This is a genomic window from Paenibacillus sp. FSL R10-2748, from assembly GCF_038005565.1.
In the GTDB taxonomy this organism is placed as follows: domain Bacteria; phylum Bacillota; class Bacilli; order Paenibacillales; family Paenibacillaceae; genus Paenibacillus; species Paenibacillus polymyxa_B.
Map to the genome: position 1 here is coordinate 1,184,017 of NZ_JBBOTK010000001.1, position 18,862 is coordinate 1,202,878.

At 45.7% G+C, this 18,862-nt stretch carries 10 protein-coding genes; 1 reads left to right on the forward strand and 9 read right to left on the reverse strand.

The window, feature by feature from the left end:
• Position 1: 1 nt before the first annotated feature.
• Genes NSS66_RS05460 through NSS66_RS05475 form a run of 4 tightly spaced genes read right to left on the reverse strand, consistent with a single transcriptional unit; the run spans position 2 to position 8,499 of the window.
• Entirely contained in the window at positions 2–1,408 is a 1,407-nt protein-coding gene (locus tag NSS66_RS05460) for a condensation domain-containing protein (RefSeq protein WP_264454072.1), read from the reverse strand.
• A 13-nt stretch (positions 1,409–1,421) separates the two neighbouring features.
• The gene (locus NSS66_RS05465; protein WP_160789180.1) at positions 1,422–2,453 is read right to left on the reverse strand and encodes a class I SAM-dependent methyltransferase; all 1,032 of its coding nucleotides are present in this window, start codon (positions 2,451–2,453) and stop codon (positions 1,422–1,424) included.
• Entirely contained in the window at positions 2,450–5,365 is a 2,916-nt protein-coding gene (gene uvrA, locus NSS66_RS05470) for an excinuclease ABC subunit UvrA (RefSeq protein ID WP_023987391.1), read from the reverse strand. The genes NSS66_RS05465 and uvrA overlap by 4 nt, the downstream gene beginning before the upstream one ends.
• A 38-nt stretch (positions 5,366–5,403) precedes the next feature.
• On the reverse strand, positions 5,404–8,499 hold the full coding sequence (locus NSS66_RS05475; protein WP_264454073.1) for a cyclic peptide export ABC transporter: 3,096 nt from the start codon (positions 8,497–8,499) through the stop codon (positions 5,404–5,406).
• Positions 8,500–9,076: 577 nt separating this feature from the next.
• Here NSS66_RS05475 and NSS66_RS05480 point away from each other — a divergent pair.
• Positions 9,077–13,570, forward strand: coding sequence for an amino acid adenylation domain-containing protein (locus tag NSS66_RS05480; RefSeq protein ID WP_264454074.1), 4,494 nt, complete (start codon positions 9,077–9,079; stop codon positions 13,568–13,570).
• Between the two features lie 117 nt (positions 13,571–13,687).
• Here the strand turns inward: NSS66_RS05480 and NSS66_RS05485 are convergent, their stop codons facing one another.
• The 5 genes from NSS66_RS05485 to NSS66_RS05505 form a co-directional block, all read right to left on the reverse strand.
• Positions 13,688–14,653 carry a glycoside hydrolase family 25 protein gene (locus tag NSS66_RS05485; protein ID WP_028543136.1) on the reverse strand — a complete coding sequence of 322 codons (966 nt, stop codon included), beginning with the start codon at positions 14,651–14,653 and terminating at the stop codon, positions 13,688–13,690.
• 158 nt (positions 14,654–14,811) lie between these two features.
• The gene (locus tag NSS66_RS05490; RefSeq protein ID WP_023987387.1) at positions 14,812–15,258 is read right to left on the reverse strand and encodes a phage holin family protein; all 447 of its coding nucleotides are present in this window, start codon (positions 15,256–15,258) and stop codon (positions 14,812–14,814) included.
• A gap of 87 nt (positions 15,259–15,345) precedes the next feature.
• The gene (locus NSS66_RS05495; protein WP_023987386.1) at positions 15,346–15,612 is read right to left on the reverse strand and encodes a hypothetical protein; all 267 of its coding nucleotides are present in this window, start codon (positions 15,610–15,612) and stop codon (positions 15,346–15,348) included.
• Between the two features lie 59 nt (positions 15,613–15,671).
• Positions 15,672–16,283: a hypothetical protein gene (locus NSS66_RS05500; protein WP_279831934.1), complete on the reverse strand. Its 612-nt coding sequence runs from the start codon at positions 16,281–16,283 to the stop codon at positions 15,672–15,674.
• A gap of 13 nt (positions 16,284–16,296) precedes the next feature.
• Entirely contained in the window at positions 16,297–18,861 is a 2,565-nt protein-coding gene (locus tag NSS66_RS05505) for a hypothetical protein (protein ID WP_279831935.1), read from the reverse strand.
• Position 18,862 lies beyond the last annotated feature (1 nt).

Below are 18,862 nucleotides of genomic sequence, written 5' to 3' on the forward strand. Positions count from 1 at the left end.
TTCATACACTCCTTTTCAAAGTATCCGGGCTATAGTCAAATTCAATCGCCCAAACCTCTTCCAGTCTCTTTTCCATCTCCGTCAAGGAGTGAATATTCTGAATGGCACAATCTCTTTCTGTAACGATCAGCCTGAGCAAAGCAACATAACGTTCACATAACAGTTCAATCGCGGACGGCTCATATTTTGAGGGCTGATACATGATTTGGATGGCTGTTTGCTCCATTTGATGAATGCTCACCAGAAGTGAATAATCCGTTACGCTATGGCCAGAAAAGGATTCCAAGTTCAATTCACTCTGTTGATTGATCTCCAGCGGATAATTTTCAATCACAAGCAACGTATCAAAAAGACGCTCTGTGCTTCTGAAATTGCCGTAAGACTGTATATCCACAAGCGGTGTTGTTTCGTAGGGCTGTCTCGCTACGCTGGCTTGCTGAATATCGAGCAAGGCTTGTTGCAGCGTATCTCCATTGCCTGACTGTAACCGTACAGGAACCGTGTTCATCAAAAGCCCCACTACCCGTTCAATTCCAGGCAGGCTGCTGGAGCGGCCAGATACCGTCGTGCCGAAAAGCACATCCTGACGTCTGCTGACCTTTTGCAGCAGAATACCCCAGGCCGCTGTAAAAAGGGTACCTACTGTCACGGATTCTTCCTTCGCAACAGCTTCAAGCCCCCTCACCAGCTCCGATTGCAAAACATACGATTCGCAAGCCGTATCGCTTATTTCTGAGCTAGAAATTGTATCGGGTAAACACAGGGGCTGAACCTCATATCCAGTCAGGTAAGCTTGCCAAAATGCCTTGCTTCCGCTTCTATCCTGCGTACCAAGCCATTTCACGTACTCTCCAAAACGCGGCTTGGCTAATCGTTCTGGCTCCCGGCCTGCACGCAGCGCATCATATGCCCGGATAAACTCACCCAGCACAATGCCATTACTCCAGCCATCCATCACAATATGGTGGTTGCTGACCATCATGATATGACGATCATGTGCCAGCCTAAACACCGTAATCCGCAGTAGGGGGCCCTCGGACAGGTCAAATCCTACAGCACGGTCTGCCTCGCGCAGCTCCTGTAGTACCGTCTCTCGCTCCACCTCTTCCATTTCTGTGAGGTCATGGAAAGTGAAAGACAGGACGCGTCCTTTCAGGACAATCTGAACCGGGTTCTGGATCTTTTCCCAGCGGAATACGCTTCTCAGCACTTCATGCTGTTGAATCGTCCATTTCCACGCCTCACAGCAGACAGATAGATCAAGCTGACCCTGCAGCGTATAGCTGTATTGCTCAAAGTAAGCTCCTGTATCCTTGTCCCGTAAATAGTGGTAGAGCATTCCTTCCTGCATGGGAGTCAAACCAATGACATCCTCCACACGTGTTTTGTTCAATGGACGGTGGCTCATGGTTGTCTCCCCCTTACAATTGAATGATGGTGCCAATCCCATATGCGAACAGTCCCTCTTGCGGGTGACGAATAAACGGCTCTCGACAGCCCGTTGGGTCTACAAATTCCTCAAAGGAGGGATAACTTTGTTTCACTTCATCCCAGAAAACGCCAACATCATAACCTCTTCCCCACGTTTCAGGCCGCATGCTGATATCATGAAAAGCAATCATGCCGCCCGGTGCTACCAGCTCTTGATACATACGAAAATCCGAACTCACACCACCGTAGGAATGATCACCATCGATAAATAGAAGGTCAATCTGCCGGTCTCCTAAAACCTTTTTCAAGTCCTGTTTGGTGGAGCAGTGAAATGAACGGTCTCGAATAAAAGAAAACTGCTGTCCCGTGCTGCCAAAGCTGGAGTAGAGCTGTACCTCACTGTCATCCTGACCCCCTCCATACGGTCCACCCGGATAATCAATACTGACGAGCAACGCGTCTGGATCGGCCAGTTGACTCAGGCAATAAAACACACCGCCGCTGGCTGTCCCGATCTCAACGACTGTTTTAGGCTTTTGGCCTTTCACGACCTCCAGAAAACGACGCAGCTCATAGGGATTCTGAATGGCTGGAAAAACAGGTACATGCTCGGCGACACGCTCCAAAATAGCTCTTAACCGGATAGATTGCGGACTGGTCACGTCTTCTTGAAGATTTTCCGGGGAAAGCAGTTCGAATAACTCGGGCACGATGACCTTAGCCAAGAGTCCTTCCACATCAGGTTCATCTTCTCCGTCCAGTAGCCATGCTTCTGGCAGCCGAGGAAGCTTGTCCTCAGGATTTTCGCCTTTTTCAATGGCTGCTTTGAGAAGATTTGCCTGTTCCCGTGTTAGCTTCACATACCCAGGCTTCCATGTATGAATGAGTATAAAATCCCCCTTTACCTTGATGTGATCCAAGCCAAACTTGTGCACCCATGGCAGATCGTTGTATCGCTTTTGCAGATAATAATTTAGGGGGCCTGTCGGGAGAATGCGTAAATGTTCCAATCTGTTGCTCATGCTCTCACCTCGTTCTCGTCGTAATCCATTCCTAAGTTACGTAAAAAAGATCCGGTATGGGAGTGCTCACAGGTCGCAACCTGCTCAGGCGTTCCAGCTGCCACTAGCTGTCCACCTCGGGTGCCCCCTTCAGGGCCAAGGTCTATCACATAATCTGCTGTTTTGATCAGATGCAGGTTATGTTCAATGATGAGTACGGTGTTGCCCTCATCCACGAGCTGTTGAAGGATAGTTAGCAGTCGCTGAATGTCGTCGGCATGCAAGCCTGTGGTCGGTTCATCCAAAATGTACAACAGGCTGCGCCCTTTTTTTAACTGACTTAGCTCCTCTACCAGCTTAATACGCTGGGCTTCCCCGCCAGATAATGTCGTGGCAGACTGACCCAGCTTCATATAACCAAGACCCAATTCGTTCATGAGCTTCAACTTGCCGTAAATATCCGGTTGGTCAGCGAAGAAAACAGCAGCTTCTTCAATGCTCATCTCCAATACATCCGCGATATTCTTCTCGTGATATGTAATTGCCAGTATATCCTCGCTGTAGCGTCTGCCCCGGCACGTTTCGCAAACCATTTCAACGTCAGACATAAACTGCATTTCAGTGACGATCACCCCGAGTCCTGAACAAACTTCACAGCGTCCACCCGGTGAATTGAAGCTAAAATGTGCACTCTTTCGTTGGAGCTGTCTAGCTATTTCTGTCCTGGCAAATAGTTTTCGAATAGCGTCAAACACCCCCACATAGGTAGCCGGAGTGGATCGCGGTGTCCGTCCAATTGGCTTCTGATCGATACAGATCACCTGATCAATCGACGCTTCTCCTTTCAGCTCTACATCGTGCTTCAGATATGCAGATTTACCCTCCAGGCGAGAACGTAATTTCCCATATATAACGTTATGAACCAGCGTGGTTTTCCCTGATCCTGATACCCCTGTAACACAAACTAAACAACCCAGTGGAATTCGTATATTCAGGTTCTGTAGATTGTTCTCCCTGGCTCCCAGCACCTCAAGATATTTCCCGTCACGCGCCTCTCTTCGTTGGGTGGGAACAGGAATACCTCGCTTGCCGCTCAAATATTGTCCTGTCAAAGACTTCGAATTGCTCATGACTTCTTCCACCGTACCCTGTGCTACAATTTCACCACCGAGCAATCCTGCGCCAGGCCCAATATCTACAAGATAATCCGCTTGGGCCATAATCTCTTCATCATGTTCGACGACCAAGATGGTATTTCCCAAATCCCGTAGTCTGTGAAGCATAGCTATCATTTTCCCGGTATCTTTCGGGTGTAATCCGACACTGGGTTCATCCAAAATGTAGATCATGCCCATCAGTCCTGAGCTTAGTTGGGTCGTCAAGCGTACGCGCTGTGATTCACCACCCGAGAGCAGGGTCACCGGACGGTTCAAATTTAAATAGTCCAGTCCCATATCCAGCAGCAGCGTCAAACGAGTCTTGATTTCCTGTAAAATGGGCTGGGCCACAGCCGCAAGACTCTCGAAAACTTGAGGTGCCATTCGCAGTAGTTCATCACAGCCTGCATACAGCTCAACCAACGGCATGTTCGAAAAATCGCGGATCGTTTTGTCCCCCACACGATATAGCAGTCGTTCTGCCTTCAAACGTGCTCCTCCGCAGCTCGGACATACTTGTTCCCGCATCACTTCCTTGTCTTCCGCTTTCATGGCGCTCATTTCATCCTTGGCATTAGCGTTAAAGCGCTCATAAATAAGATTCACAATACCTGCAAATCTTTCGTGCATCAGCTTGCCACCTGTAGCAGGATTCTCAATTGCAATCTTTTCCCCTTGAGTACCGTATAGCACAGCGTATAACGCCTCATCTGGCAGATCCTTTACCGCCGTGCTCAGTTCAAAATGATATCGGGTCGCTAGTCCCTCCAAAATTTTTCGATTTTTATGAAATTTCTCTTGCTCACATTGCCAGCCAAGTAGCTGAATCGCTCCTTCAGCTAGACTTTTGGATCGATCAGGAATCACACGTTCCAGATCTACTTCATAATGAGTGCCCAGTCCTGTACAAGTCGGACAAGCACCCAAAGGACTATTCGACGAGAAAGCCCCTGCCGAAATTTCACTCGCCACCATACCACAACAGGAGCAGCCAAAATTCAGATTACATACGAATCGTTTATCAACCACAGGTCGAATTTGAATCCAGCCATCTCCTAAATCCAGTGCTTTATCCACCATAGCTTGAATATCTTTGCGTTGCTCCACGGAAGCTGAAATCGTAATTCTGCCAACCAGTACCTCCAGCTGACTGTCTCCTTTTCCTAGACGTACGGCCTGTGGAGACCTACCGGAAAACAAAGCTTCTGCTTGCTCTATATCCAGCATTTTTTGATTCCAGCTTAATTGGGTGTAGCCTTTTTTTTGTATTTCCTTCAGCAACGCGACAGGCCCTTCATGTGGCATGGAAAGGATCGGCGCATAGATTTCTATTGAAGCATCAGGTGAGCATTGGAGTACCTGCTCCGTGATTTTTTTCCTTGTCTGCACAGGCAGTGCTTCCTGACAGTAGGGACAAACCGCCCGACTTGTTCGTGAAAACAACAACCGGACAAAAGAGGAGATTTCGGTCAATGTACCCACGGTTGACCTCGGGTTGCGCGAGACCGTCTTTTGCTCCATCGCAATTGCCGGAGACAACCCTTCGATCAAGTCCACATCCGCCTCTTCCGTTTTTCGCAAACCCATTCGTTCATATGCGGACAGCGACTCCATTAAGCGTCGTCGCCCTTCCGCATATAGTGTATTGAAGACAAGCGATGATTTACCCGAGCCGCTAACTCCCGTGAAAACAACCAGTTGATCTCGCGGAATCCGCAAGGAGATATTTTTCAGGTTGTGCTGTCTTGCACCTTTGACAACAATGTAGTTTTGCATGCTAAGCCCACACTTTTTCATAAATTTTAATGGATTGGTTATGAGCCACTGACTTCAGCACTCAACACCTCCAGCTCCTTCATCTGCCCCATTTCCATCTTCAGCAGTCGGTCTGCGGTATGGAAATAATGGTCATCATGCGTAATGGCGAAAATAATTTTACCCGCCGCCTTCATTTCAGGCAGAAGTGTATGGTAAAAGAACTTGCGGAATTCCGGATCTTGATCGGCAGCCCATTCGTCAAACAAATATACGGGTCGATCTTCCAGATAACAGATCAAAAGCGCAAGCCGCTTTCGTTGTCCACCTGATAGCTTGAGCGTACTGAAATATCCATCCTTGACCGTTACTTTTTCCTCCAGTCCCAGTCTTTTCAGATAACGCTCAATGTCGGACTGCTTTTCCTTATAATCAATGTCGTACAAGCGCTCAAACAGATGAAAATCAGAGAAGACGGTGGAAAAATACTCGCCCGACGTGCGGGCATCAATGACTTCTCCATTGATCGTGATGTATCCCGTTTGTGGAGGATAGAGGGCAGTCATTAATTTAGCAAGCGTCGTTTTACCACTGCCGTTGCCGCCTGTGATGAAAATGGTCTGTCCTTTAGCCGCTTCCAGTGTAATAGGTCCGACCAGAAAGCTGGACTCTCCAGTCACGTTGCTGTACTCGAAGCTAAGATTATGAAAACCAATTCGTTCCACAGCCACTTCTTCATCCACCAAACTCGCAGTATCATACACTTCTCCGCTGTCATCAGTCGGCATTTCCGCAATAAAGGCTTTAATTCTTCGCCAAGAGGTCCGAATCTGGAACAGCTCCGGCACAGCCTGCAACAATCCGTTGATGGGTCCGATCAAGTAGAGGAACACGACAACAAATTGAATTAATGTGTAATCCTTAATGTTCGGGAAAATCGTCGGGAACACAAAGGTAACTACACCTAAAATTAAAATCAGCAGCGTCTCGCCCAGCACCAGTGCATTGGTAAATTTAATGCGGGACACGGAGCGTTTTTGACGATACTGTTCACAGCTATCCTGAATATCGCTGCTAAACTCCGTCTTTTTGCGTCCATGCATACTAAGCTCTTTAAAGCCCTTGAGCATATGGTCGATGAACCCCAAATACACGTTTTGGGTATCCCTCGCCTCTTCCCAATAGCGGTTAGCCGTACCGCTGACGATGCTATAAAATGCGGCAATCACCGCAATGACAACAAGGGAAAGTATCGTGCCCCAAAATGAAATCGTACCGAGATAAACAAAGCAGCAGATGACTGTCAGTAGACTGGTCGCGAACCCCACCGCCACATTGGCCGAGAAGCCCACCATCTCTGTATCATTATTTAAAGTGGCTAAAATTTTGCCATTGTCCATGCGTTCTAATTTGTCATAAGAGCTGTGTAGCACACGTTGAATCAGTTCCATTCGTTTTCGATAAATCATGTTGTAGGTAATCTTCACTAATTTGGTTTCAATCAGCTTGCGACCGAAAATATAAACCGCCAGCGCTAATCCGAAATAATACAGCAGATATTTGAGCGGTATTTCGCTGCCAATTGAGAAATTGACGATAAAAATGACAAAGGCATTCGCCGCCCCGCTCAGCAAGCTCATCATTACCAGTAAAGGAAGCGAGCGTTTATTTTCGTCTGTGTTCGGAAAAATCGTACCCAACACCAGGTAGCCAAAGCTCAAAAGCAATCCCAGCCCCAAGGCTCCAATCGCAAACGGAAAGCTAAACGGAGACCAGACAATCGCGGTTGTCCATGAAACGCCCTGCATGGCAGTAGGAACCAAATAAACTCCATACAAAAACGGTGTACTGCAAAGTAAAAATAGCAGCCATGTGAGCAGCTTTTTTGGATTCAAAGGCTTCAAAACACGTTGTTTGCGGATGATATCTCGTACCACCGTCATCAACAGGACCACTACCGCCAGCACATAACATGCCAGCATGATCGTAATAACGGACCACGCATTGTCTGTTTTCTGATCTGGCTCATACGGAGACACAGGCTGACGATCTCGTAAAATGTCCATAAGACCATGCCCGGTGATATACGTTAACGTGGTACCGTTGTTTGCCATAATCCCTACAGCCAGCTGATCCTGAGGGCGAAAAACCATATAAGCAGAAAAATTCGGATTTAATCCAGCCTTGGACACCTCTCCGTTTCCACTTTGGTAGTCAGCCCAGCCCATAGCATAAGACGACATATCAAACTTGCTGGGGGTAACGGTGCGGTCAGGCGCATGAGTTTCCATAATTAATGGAGTCATGGGAGATTTCAGGCTGCCCAACTGATATTTGAGCCAAGTGGCGAGGTCATTTCCGTCCATCATGATATAACCAGCGGGACGGTTTCCTCTAAAGACAGGGGATTGATATTCACGTGCTTGAAAAAAGCCGTTCTTGTAGCCTGTTGCCATCGTGGGTGCGGCTTCTGTGGGATAAAGAGTAGTTTTATTCAGACCTAAAGGCTGAAAAATATGGGTCTTCATATAATCTTCGTAAGGTTGCCCTGTGACCTTTTGAATGACAGCCCCCACGATTGCGTAGTTAATGGTGGCATATTCAAAGCGTTCGCCAGGACGATTATGTAATTCCAGGCCATTCACATTTCGTACAACCTGTTCCAGTGAATCGGGACGGTTGGAGATCGGGATGTCGGTAATTGTGTACCATGGAATGCCACTGGAGTGATGTAACAGCTGCCGCAGTGTAATCTCGACATTTTGGTGCTTATACTTGGCTTGAAACCATGGAAAAAACTTTGAAACGGGATCATCCAGCTTCAACAACCCCTGCTGCTGTAGTTGCAGCACGGCAAGTGCTGTAAATCCTTTGGAGCAAGAGGCAATTTCAAAGCTTGTCTCGGGTGTTACAGGAACCTGCTTGTCCACATTGGCGTACCCAAAACTTTTGAGATAGGCCGTTTCCTTTCCACGAACCACAATAACTGTCATTCCAGGGATATGACCTTCCTGCATCTTCTCATGAATAAATGCTTCCAAACGCTGAGTGGTGTTTTCATCCAATCCTGCTGCGGCCTCCGCACGACTGGGCGGAATACATGTAGCCACTAAAGCGAAAATCAGGATAACCGCTGCCATTTTTCTCATGATCATCTTTTTACATTCCATAATCGCTCCAGCTTTCTTTGTAATATGTAATCAAAGCTTGCTTGACCAATATATGTAAGACTATTTATCTAGTAATTACATAAAAAAACTAGGATAAATAGTATTCAACATCATGAATAAATATACACAATTTGTATATTTAATTTATGGATAATTAAATAGTTTAAGAGTAAATATATGTTAAATAGGAATGGATTTATTTAAAGGAAAATTAAGGAAGAATGCCAGGATATTGATTGCGAAATCGGAGAGTCAATTACCAGAAATACTTAATAAATTAATATTTATCAATATTATCGAAATTGTATTAACACCTTAACATTTCATCCATATCGGATGTAGTGAGCTAATTCACACTTTTTTAAAAATTCCATTGTAAACCTACGGAAACCTTTTAAAGGGAACTCGCCTTTTTAAATTGGAATAAAATTGTCGAAAATCCGTTTTATTTTTTGTTTAAAAATACATTTTTTCTGCTTGATTGTTTTTATTGGGTGGTCTAGGATCATTTTTATGTAGACTCTATGTTTTTCAATATCTGCATGTATAAGGAGGCTAATGGATGTTCTATGCATTAACGCATTCTCAAAAAAGAGTTTGGTATAACGAGAAAATATATGGTACGACAGCCATGCACAATTTGACCGGACTTGTACGCATTCAAAAGGAACTAGAGTTTGACGCGCTGGAGAAAGCGATTCAACTCTTCATTTCCAAAACGGAAGGCCTCCGCATCCAGATCGAAGAGCAAAATGGAGAACCCGTACAGTACGTAAAGCCCTATGAAAAGGAGCAGATCACATGTATTGATTTTAGTCATGAGCCTGATCCGTTACTTCATTTTGAACAATGGCTGAAGGCTGTGAGCGGACAGGTTATGCCTCTGTTGAATGCCAAACTGTATTCTTTTGTTATTTTTAAACTTGGGCCTGGTGATGTTGGTTATTTGGGTCAATTTCATCATATTATTGCAGACGGTTGGGCCTTACATATCGTGTCTGAACGAATTTCGCAGTATTATACACTACTGGTTAACCACAGCCCCCTGCCTGCTGATGAAGAATATTCCTACATACCTATCATTGATCAAGAACAAGCCTATTTAACATCTGAGCGTTTTATTAAAAATAAAATATTCTGGCATGAAAAATTTCAAACCTTACCCGACATGATACCTATCAACAAAAGCAAAGATATTTCGGCCGTTCGAACGTCCTTTGCCATCGACAGTGAAACTTCACGTATAATTCAGACCTTTATCCAAAGCTCCAAACTTTCTGTAAACGTATTATTCGTATCCGCCCTTCTGCTTTACATCTACCGGACGACTCAAGAAACCGATGTGGTGATCGGGACTCCAGTCCTAAACAGATCGGGCAAAAAACAAAAAAATACGTTTGGTATGTTCACCAGCACCATGCCGTTTCGCATCCAACTGGATGAAGCTTTAGATGCCTGCTCTTTGATGAAGCATGTGGGGGCAGAGCTGATGAATTTTTATTTTCATCAAAAATATCCATATGATCTTCTAGCTAGTGACCTGGAGCTTGCTCAAAAAGGATATAACAGTCTGTTTGGTATGTGTGTTAATTATTACAATATGAAATTTAGTCCCCAATTTGATGGGTGCCCCTATGAAGTTCAGGAGGTTTTCAGTGGTTATCAACCTTATGCGCTGCAACTGGTTATTCGTGACTGGGAGGGGAGCGGAAGAATTACGCTGGACTTTGACTATAAAGTGAATTCTTACAGTGAGACGCAGATCGCAAAAATGTTTGAGTATATCATTCATATCGTTCGCGAGATGATCGAGCAGCCACAGACCCCGATTGCGGAAATTGAAATGCTATCTCCGCAGGAACAAAATGAGCTGATCTATGGGCTGAATCAAACACGTTCTTCCTATCCCTCGTCCCTAACCATTACTCAGTTATTTGAGCAGCAAGTCGTTGAAAAAGCTACTAATATTGCCTGTTACTTTGAAGAGCACACGTTAACCTATCGTGAGTTAAATGAACAAGCTAACCAACTGGCGAGGTTTTTAAAAAGCCGTGGTATTGGGCAAGAGAGTATCGTGGGGATCATGGCTGGGCATTCATTTGAGCTTATCATTTCGGTCTTAGCTGTGTTGAAATCAGGTGGGGCCTATCTGCCTATAGATCCTCACTATCCAGCTGACCGTGTTAGCTATATGCTGGAGGATTCCGGGGCTGCTTTGCTTCTTACCGATGCACCTTTGAATGATGATATTTCATTTTCCAGAGGAGTTTATCGTATAGACGATGCATCCCTGTACCATGGAGATTGCTCGAATTTGAAGCCACAAAGCGGACCGAACCAGCTCGCTTATGTAATTTACACCTCCGGTTCCACAGGCAAACCTAAAGGAGTGGCAGTTCCGCACAAGGGACTTGTGAATTACATATGGTGGGCGAATAAAACCTACTTGTCCGCAGCTCACGAGGTCTTTGCTTGTTATTCGTCAATAGCCTTTGATCTGACTGTCACTTCCATATTCACCCCATTAATCAGCGGACATGCCATTAACCTCTACAGAGATGATGATCCCGGCGAATTTGTATTGTTCCGCATTATGAAAGACCAACGTACAACCATTGTAAAGCTAACTCCCGCACACTTGTCCCTTCTACAAGAGTCGGACATTCGTACATCGAGCGTCCGCAAATGCATTGTAGGAGGAGAAGATCTCAAAGTCAGTCTTGCTCACAACATTCATGACAAGTTTGGCGGAAGTATTGCCCTGTTCAATGAGTACGGACCTACGGAAACCGTCGTAGGCTGCATGATCCATATGTATGATGCAGACCGGGATAGCAGAAGATCCGTTCCCATCGGTGTGCCTTCCGATAACGTGGCTGTATATTTGCTGGATACGCACTTAAAGCCTGTTCCTGTGCAGGTAAAAGGAGAAATCTACATTTCCGGTCATGGAGTGGCAAGAGGATATCTGAACAGACTGGAACTCACAAAAGAAAGGTTTCTCGATAATCCTTTTGTTCCTGGCGAACGAATGTATAAAACCGGTGACATGGGGATACGGCTGGAAAATGGCCTGATCGAATACCTTGGCCGAAATGATAACCAGGTTAAAATCAGAGGCTTTCGTATCGAGCTGGGTGAGATTGAAGGAGCTTTATCCTCCTATCCTGACATCCAGCATGCTGTCGTAAACGTTGTGGAAACAGGCGATGCGAATAGATATCCCGTTTTGTGTGCCTATTATGTATCTGATCGTGCTATCTCTCCCAAGCTTCTCAAAGATTATTTACATGCTTGTCTTCCCCATTATATGGTACCAAGCCACATACTCCAGCTGGAAATCATTCCGCTTACATCCAATGGCAAGGTGGACAAGCAAAAGCTTCCTGTACCAGACGTGTCCTCTGGATTAACTGACATATATGTGGAAGCCCATAATACGGTGGAAAGCATTCTCGTGCAGGTTTGGGAAGAGCTGTTCCATACGTCTACCATAGGTATCCACGATAATTTCTTTGCACTGGGCGGAGACTCTATTAAAGCGATCCAGATGACTTCCAAATTAAATAACTATGATTTGGAAGTGGGTGTACAGGATGTTTTAGCGCATCCCAGTATAGCAGAGCTTGCTCATTACACACGCCAAAAGAGCCGACTGTACGATTCTTCAGCTCCCGTCAGCGGAGAAATTCAGCCTACACCGATCTCCTTGTGGTTTATGGAGCAGTCATTTCATAATCCTCATCACTATAATCAATCGGTCTTGCTTCTGCTGAAAAATGAAATGGATCGTTCTGCTCTAGAAAAGGCATTTCACAAAGTAATTGAACATCACGATGCTTTAAGGATGAGCATGCACCCGGATGGCAAGTTATTTTATAACCCGGAACTCACTGCAATCCCATTCAAGCTGGATTGTTATGACATGACTCCTATTTCAGCAGAGGCTCGGCAGCATGAATTCAATAAGCTGGTGCATAGCTTGCAATCCGGTTTCGATCTGTCCCACCGTCTTCCTATTCGAGCAGCTATATTCGATCACGGACAAGGAACCTGGGAATTGTTCATCACTGCGCATCATCTGGTTGTAGATGGAGTTTCCTGGAGAATTATATTGGAGGATGTATTGGAGGCTTATCATGCCTTAGAAGAAGGGAAGGAGGTACATTTTTCAAGAAAAACAGCCTCTGTTCAAACCTTTGCCAAGGAGCTTCATCATTATTCCACTACTGCGGATCTACGGGAGGAGCTTGATTTTTGGAATGAAATGGAGGGCGGCAACGACCATTTTCCAGCATTCATCACAAGCCAGCCAGATACTGCCGTAAACTATGCTTCATGTGCAGTCGTCGAAGGAGTACTTTCCCCTACCCATACGCACAAACTGCTCACCAAGGCGAATCAGGTCTATCATACTGAGCCTGTGGATTTACAGCTAGCTGCCTTGGCGTTAAGTGTAAAGGAATGGATCGGGTTGGACGATTTCACTTATGAGGTTGAGCATCACGGAAGGGGCCTGGATCACGTAGACGTATCCAGAACGGTTGGCTGGTTTACGGTGTTACATCCCTTGCGTATTCAAGTGCCAGGTACAGAAATAGGCAGTGTCATTGCATATGTCAAGGAACTGCGCCGACGCATTCCCCAACAGGGTATCGGTTATGGCATTTTAAAATACATGCTAGGAGCTATTGAAAAAAGTAAAGAGATTCGTCCCCTACGCTTCAATTATCTGGGACAGTTCGATCATGAAAGTCAGAGTTCAGACTATGTATATAAGCATACTCCAGGCCTTCAAGATGTGGACTTCGTCAATCATCTAACGGCTGGCATCGATATCAACAGCCTGATTGTTAACGACCAGTTGGTGGTCCATATGATGTACAGCACGGAAATGTTTGAAAAAGAAAGTATAACTGAATTTATGCATATGTATGTCCAAACTCTACACCGTGTGATTGATTTTACACTTAGTCAGCAGAATGTTCACTTCACTCCTTCGGACTTTGAATCTGCTCGGATTAGCCAAGAGGATATTGAATTGCTTTTCGAATAAGGGTGCAATAAGGGCAGGCGGTTGCCTTCAACCGCCTGTCTATTTAGACTTCGGGCGTAACTGCTTTACTCATTTCATATAAAAGTGGGATTGGCAGTGAATGAGTTCTTTCGAAGATCATTTGGTTGTTTTAAACACACCCAGACGGTTCAGTACGACCAGTAAGCGATAAAAATCGTAACTGCTTGGCAGTTTCGCATCCACAATCGGGCTTGCCGGATTAAATGCAACAGCGGCAGCCATCGCTTCCTTCGCCCAGGTCGGTACAGGCATAGCCTGACGCGCCTCCAGTTCAGCTACCCGCTGATCCACCTTTTTAATATAAGCGCTTTGTTCATTCAACGTCTGCTTAAGCACATCTTTGCTGTTTTCAAGGGCGGCGACCTGCTGCTGCAGGGCCTTAAATGCCGCTTTTTCCTCTGCTGTCATTGGCTCATCCCCCTTTTCTCCTACAAATGCTTGGCGTAGCTCGGCCTCTGTTCCGACGTATACATTCAGGTCAACCGGCCCTTGAATTCCATCAACCCGTCCACTATCGCTATATTGCCAAAAGTCCCAGCGCTTCCATGCCGTGGTGTCGCCGGGCACTCGTGTACTATAACGCGCAATCCACAGCTTATAACTACCCAATGGGGCTTTGAAATGGGCAGCAAAAGCATTCCCTGTATATACCATCGGCTTGCGGCCGCTTACTCGTTCAAATTCCGTTATAAATGCCAACGCAACCTCATGAATCGCGGCCGAGCTAAGCCCTCCTGGATTATTTTCGTAATCCATCACCGCTGGCAAGTCCAGCGCTTTCGCACCCCCCACCTGATCCAGCACCTCGGCGAAATGCCTGGCTTCCGCTTTTGCTGCGTTTACACTAGTTGCATCTACAAAATGGTAAGCTCCCAGGAGAATCCCGGCTGCCTTGATCCCTTTTGCATTCGTGATAAATGTCGGATCGACGTAACGCTGTCCTTGACTCGCTTTAATAAAGGCAAACGATTTACCATCGGCTCGTACACGCTTCCAATCAATCGTTCCCTGATATCGGGATACGTCAATGCCTTCGGCAGCGTTAGGGCTGCGATTCTGCATAAGGCGTTCCCTCCTTATCATTCATAATGTTGTAGCTCACTTTGTCTCTGTTATCCATATGCTTGGACCATCCATACGGTCTGGGCTTTTCCACTTTTACACCGAAAAAAGGGCGAAAAGGTAGTCTGCCTATTTTGGTAGTGGCTACTGGTGGCACTTTATGAAGCTTTATTTTCTTTGTCGGAAGGGTCGGTTGGCTTTATTTTTTCTCCACTCGACTTGGACTCAAAAATAGCTACCGCATTCCGCAAAATATCCGGCATCGGCACTCCCATTCTGCCCACATTTTCAATAATGGACAACAGCTCGTTCGCTAAATAAAAGAAAACGACGGCATCCCGGAAGTAATGTGCATCCCCGAGAATACCGTCGATTAGATGAGCTACCGTAATGAGCAAAAACACGGTAACCTTGCGAAAAATACCGTAATACCCCTGGCGGCTTTTTAGCTCTCCATTAATCCAGGCCGCTGCCCATCCAGTGAAAAAGTCGATCACGACCATCCACCACAGCAACGTCAACATTGTGGTCCACCCCCCAAAAAAATAACCGATCAAGGTCCCCGTGGATAGCCCCAGCCAAATCTGATCGATCTTTTCATGCATGTTTGTTCCCCCTTCTGAACCAAGGTGTAAAATGAATGCCCTTGGACTGATCCAAGGGCAAATAAACAATTATCTTTGTTTTGTTCTCTATACTGTTTTTTTACGGAAAATAGAGTTATACCATTTAACCGTTTCTTCCTGCTCATTCAGAGCTTCAGTTGATGATGAATCACCTACGTTGCCCGTTACCAGATCAGAACGCTTGGATAAAATAATCTTCATTACTTGTTCACGTTGTTCTTCATCTAAAATGTAGCTTCCCATGATCGTTGCTATATCGCCCTCTCCCCGCTCATAGCGGGTGATGCAAGCATGAGCACAAATACGCAATTGAGCCTCTGTTAAAGCGGTCATAGTTATGACTTCACCTCTTTTATATAAAAATTTTTGCTATATATAATAGTCAGTACACGTTATTTTCCTGTGCTACCAAGCATGAGCTGAGTCAGCATTACTTCGAGATCTGCAATACGCTGCTTCAATTGATCTGTCTCACTTGGCTGTTGCTCTGCTTTTTGTGTCAGTTCCTTAATCGCTTCGGCACTTAATCCTTCACTCCAGAACGTCGTTGGGTCTCTTCGTTCTGGAGCCGTGAATGTCTGAGCAAAATATACAGGTTCATCCCCGCGTTCGTTTTCCGGCTTGTTTTGCCATTCATCATGCAGCTTCTGAAATGCTGCCTGAGATTCCTTGTTCAACTGCTCATACGCACCCTGTGCTTCTATCAATTTTTGGTTATATTCCGCTTCATAAGTCAGCCAGCCTTGGATATCAAAACGAGGATGATATAAGCCTGGCGGCACTGAAATTGCTATCGTATAACCAGCAAGGATGCTTTCTGAACTTGTTCCATTTATGGTACTAGAGCTACTGTCAGTAAGCCGATGGGTGTCTAGCTGCTGCTTTGTATCAGATAGCGTGGGCGAAGATGGAGTATAAAAAGGGACGACACCTGAAAAGGCATCGTCCACCAGCTCGTCCTCCAGATAGAGGCCGTTTGTATTTACTTTAGGTACTGCTTTCATGTGTTAGACCTCCTTATTGTTCAGCCAGAAACGGCGGCAAACTGTCCAAACTAACCCAACCAGTATTTGTTATCGTGATGCCAGCTACGGCAAGTATCGCAACGTTGCCATTGGCTCCAATGTTTATTCGCCCTAAAACGTCATGATCTTTGTCTGTATTCGCTGCCACACCAGCCACGATCGTTCGAGAAGGTCTATACCCTACAGGTAACTGAAACACATTCGTATTCATCGCGCCTGGTTTGGCTACACCTTTTATGTGGACGTAACCATTTGAATCTTTTAGGTAGGATATTTGGCTCAATGATGTATCTATGTTAGTCCACCCATTAAGCAACGTCGGTGTAAGCCATGCAGGATTATCTTTGTCAGCCTTCTTGTTCTCAAGCACCGACACCCTCGCCGTGTTCTGCTGCACACTTTCCACCAAGTCCGCTAAAAGCGTCTTCTCGTTGGCTGCGTAGGAGCCTGTGAATGGTACGGCTGGAGATGCGTCAGTCATAAAGTAGGTTGTTGAAAAGCTGTCCGCTGGGTCATACAACCCCACAACTAACCGCGAAAACGCTACCCCTATGGGTGCGAAGGCGTCCGAACCTGGCCTAATAACAACCTCCCACCGTGAATCCTTTTTACCATTCTTGTACACAGCAAGGATATTCCTCGGTTTGTATTTTAAAGGGCTTTCGGCATTCACATAGGCATAAGCACCGGGAATCGTATTAATACCTGAGCTTTCGCGCAGTACAATCCCCGTACCTACTTCAATCTGATTATCGCCCTCAACAAAGGATAGTTGCCCTTCACTGATAATATGCTCTACAACTGGAACTGCAAGTTGGTAAATGAGTTGATATGACGTGTATTCCGCATAAGAAGCTGTAGGCAAAGGTTTGGAATAGGTAGCTGCACCAATACGATGCACCCAGTATTTTGTGCCTGTACCGTTATATGTCGCGGTGGTTGCTGCTTGTGCCGCCTCTGGAGTATATATTCCTGCATCATACATTTTCCAACCCATAAAATACACTTTAATTTCGTCCGTTGTTGGCGTATAGTTGTCTCCCCATCCGCTGTCTGCGCTCGAGATGGACAGACCAACTACGCCCGAATCTGGGCTAAGGTGGGATTGGTCTGACTCACTCAGTGGGAAAACATGCTGAATCAACTTACCATCGAACTTGGTTATCCTCTCACTATCAACCCTGCCGTTAGTGATAGGTAGACGAACAACTTTATATCCCATTGCTGACGAGAAAAAAAACCAAGGTAACGATCCATCCAATACCAAACTCTTCCACATCTTACTTTTAAAATACTGCCCATCCTGCTCAAACACCCTATCGGCACTACCACCTGTCACCGGATCGGCGTACAGATCTGTTTGGAGAGCAAGCATGGAGTCTTCACGCGACCTGAATGTTTTTGCTGTGCTGCCGATGTTAAGCATAACATCGGAAAACGTTATATCGTCAGTGGATGTCCCCAACAAGCGGATCACTACACCATTAGTGCCTACCGGAACTGTGAATGTGTAAGAGATAAGTCCGATACCTGTTACATTACCGACAACCGCAGTCTCGTTTTGTGTATTTACATGTATTCTACCCGTTGACCCACTCGACTGAGCGGAAATAGTGTAACTCTGACCAGAAACTAATGGGTAGATGGAAGATATCATTATATTGGAAGATGAAACAACAACACTTCGATCATCTTTAATAACGGGTGTTCCCACCTTAGCGTTCCAAGAATAAAAGGAATGGGGGGCCAAATTCTCCCCATACCGAATCGCATACGGATTACGCACAGGCGTTACGCTGTCTACATATGGATATTTGGCAGCTACCTGTTCAGCAACCATGCTATCCAGCGCAGCATATTCTGAGGCGCTAACTTCATAGAGACGAATCGCGTCTGCATAAAAAGCTTGACCCGTTGCTGTGGAAATCGCTGAAACTTCCAAGTTTATCGCAGTATCGTTTGCCGGTGCACATTTTGTATAGATCGTTACAAATTGACTCTTATCTATGGACTGCTTGAGCGCCTTATTACCACCCGTAGAAAAGTTTACATAAATATTATTTGAAGCATTGATGTTTTTAACATCAGCCAGGGCGATATAGTACCTTCCGCCAGTAAGCTTTAATCCGCTACTGTACACGTTATACACGCCGGTGGCATTCTTTGCAGTGACCTTGATTGATCCCATACCCTGCGCCTTATTAGATGTATCAACTGCAAGATCGGCATCCCAACCTAAAAGGCTACCGATTTGGTCACCAGAGCCTGCTCGCCCCAACAGATTCACCAACGTACGCCCGCTCATCCCCGTCAGCGAAAACGGAGATGCCTTTTCCGCATGAACAATTTGTACCCCAGGTTCCAAAGTTACCGCCTTACGATCCGTCGTATCCAGACGCTTCTTGATCGCATTCACACCATCATTCACATCACCTGCAAAATCATCTACAGCGCGCCAGTTTTGGTCCAAATACTTCTCCAGATCAAAATACGTGGTTTTGGGCGATGTGCGGTCAATTTGATTTAAGCCAAGATTTGGTGTTTTTTCGCTTGCCATG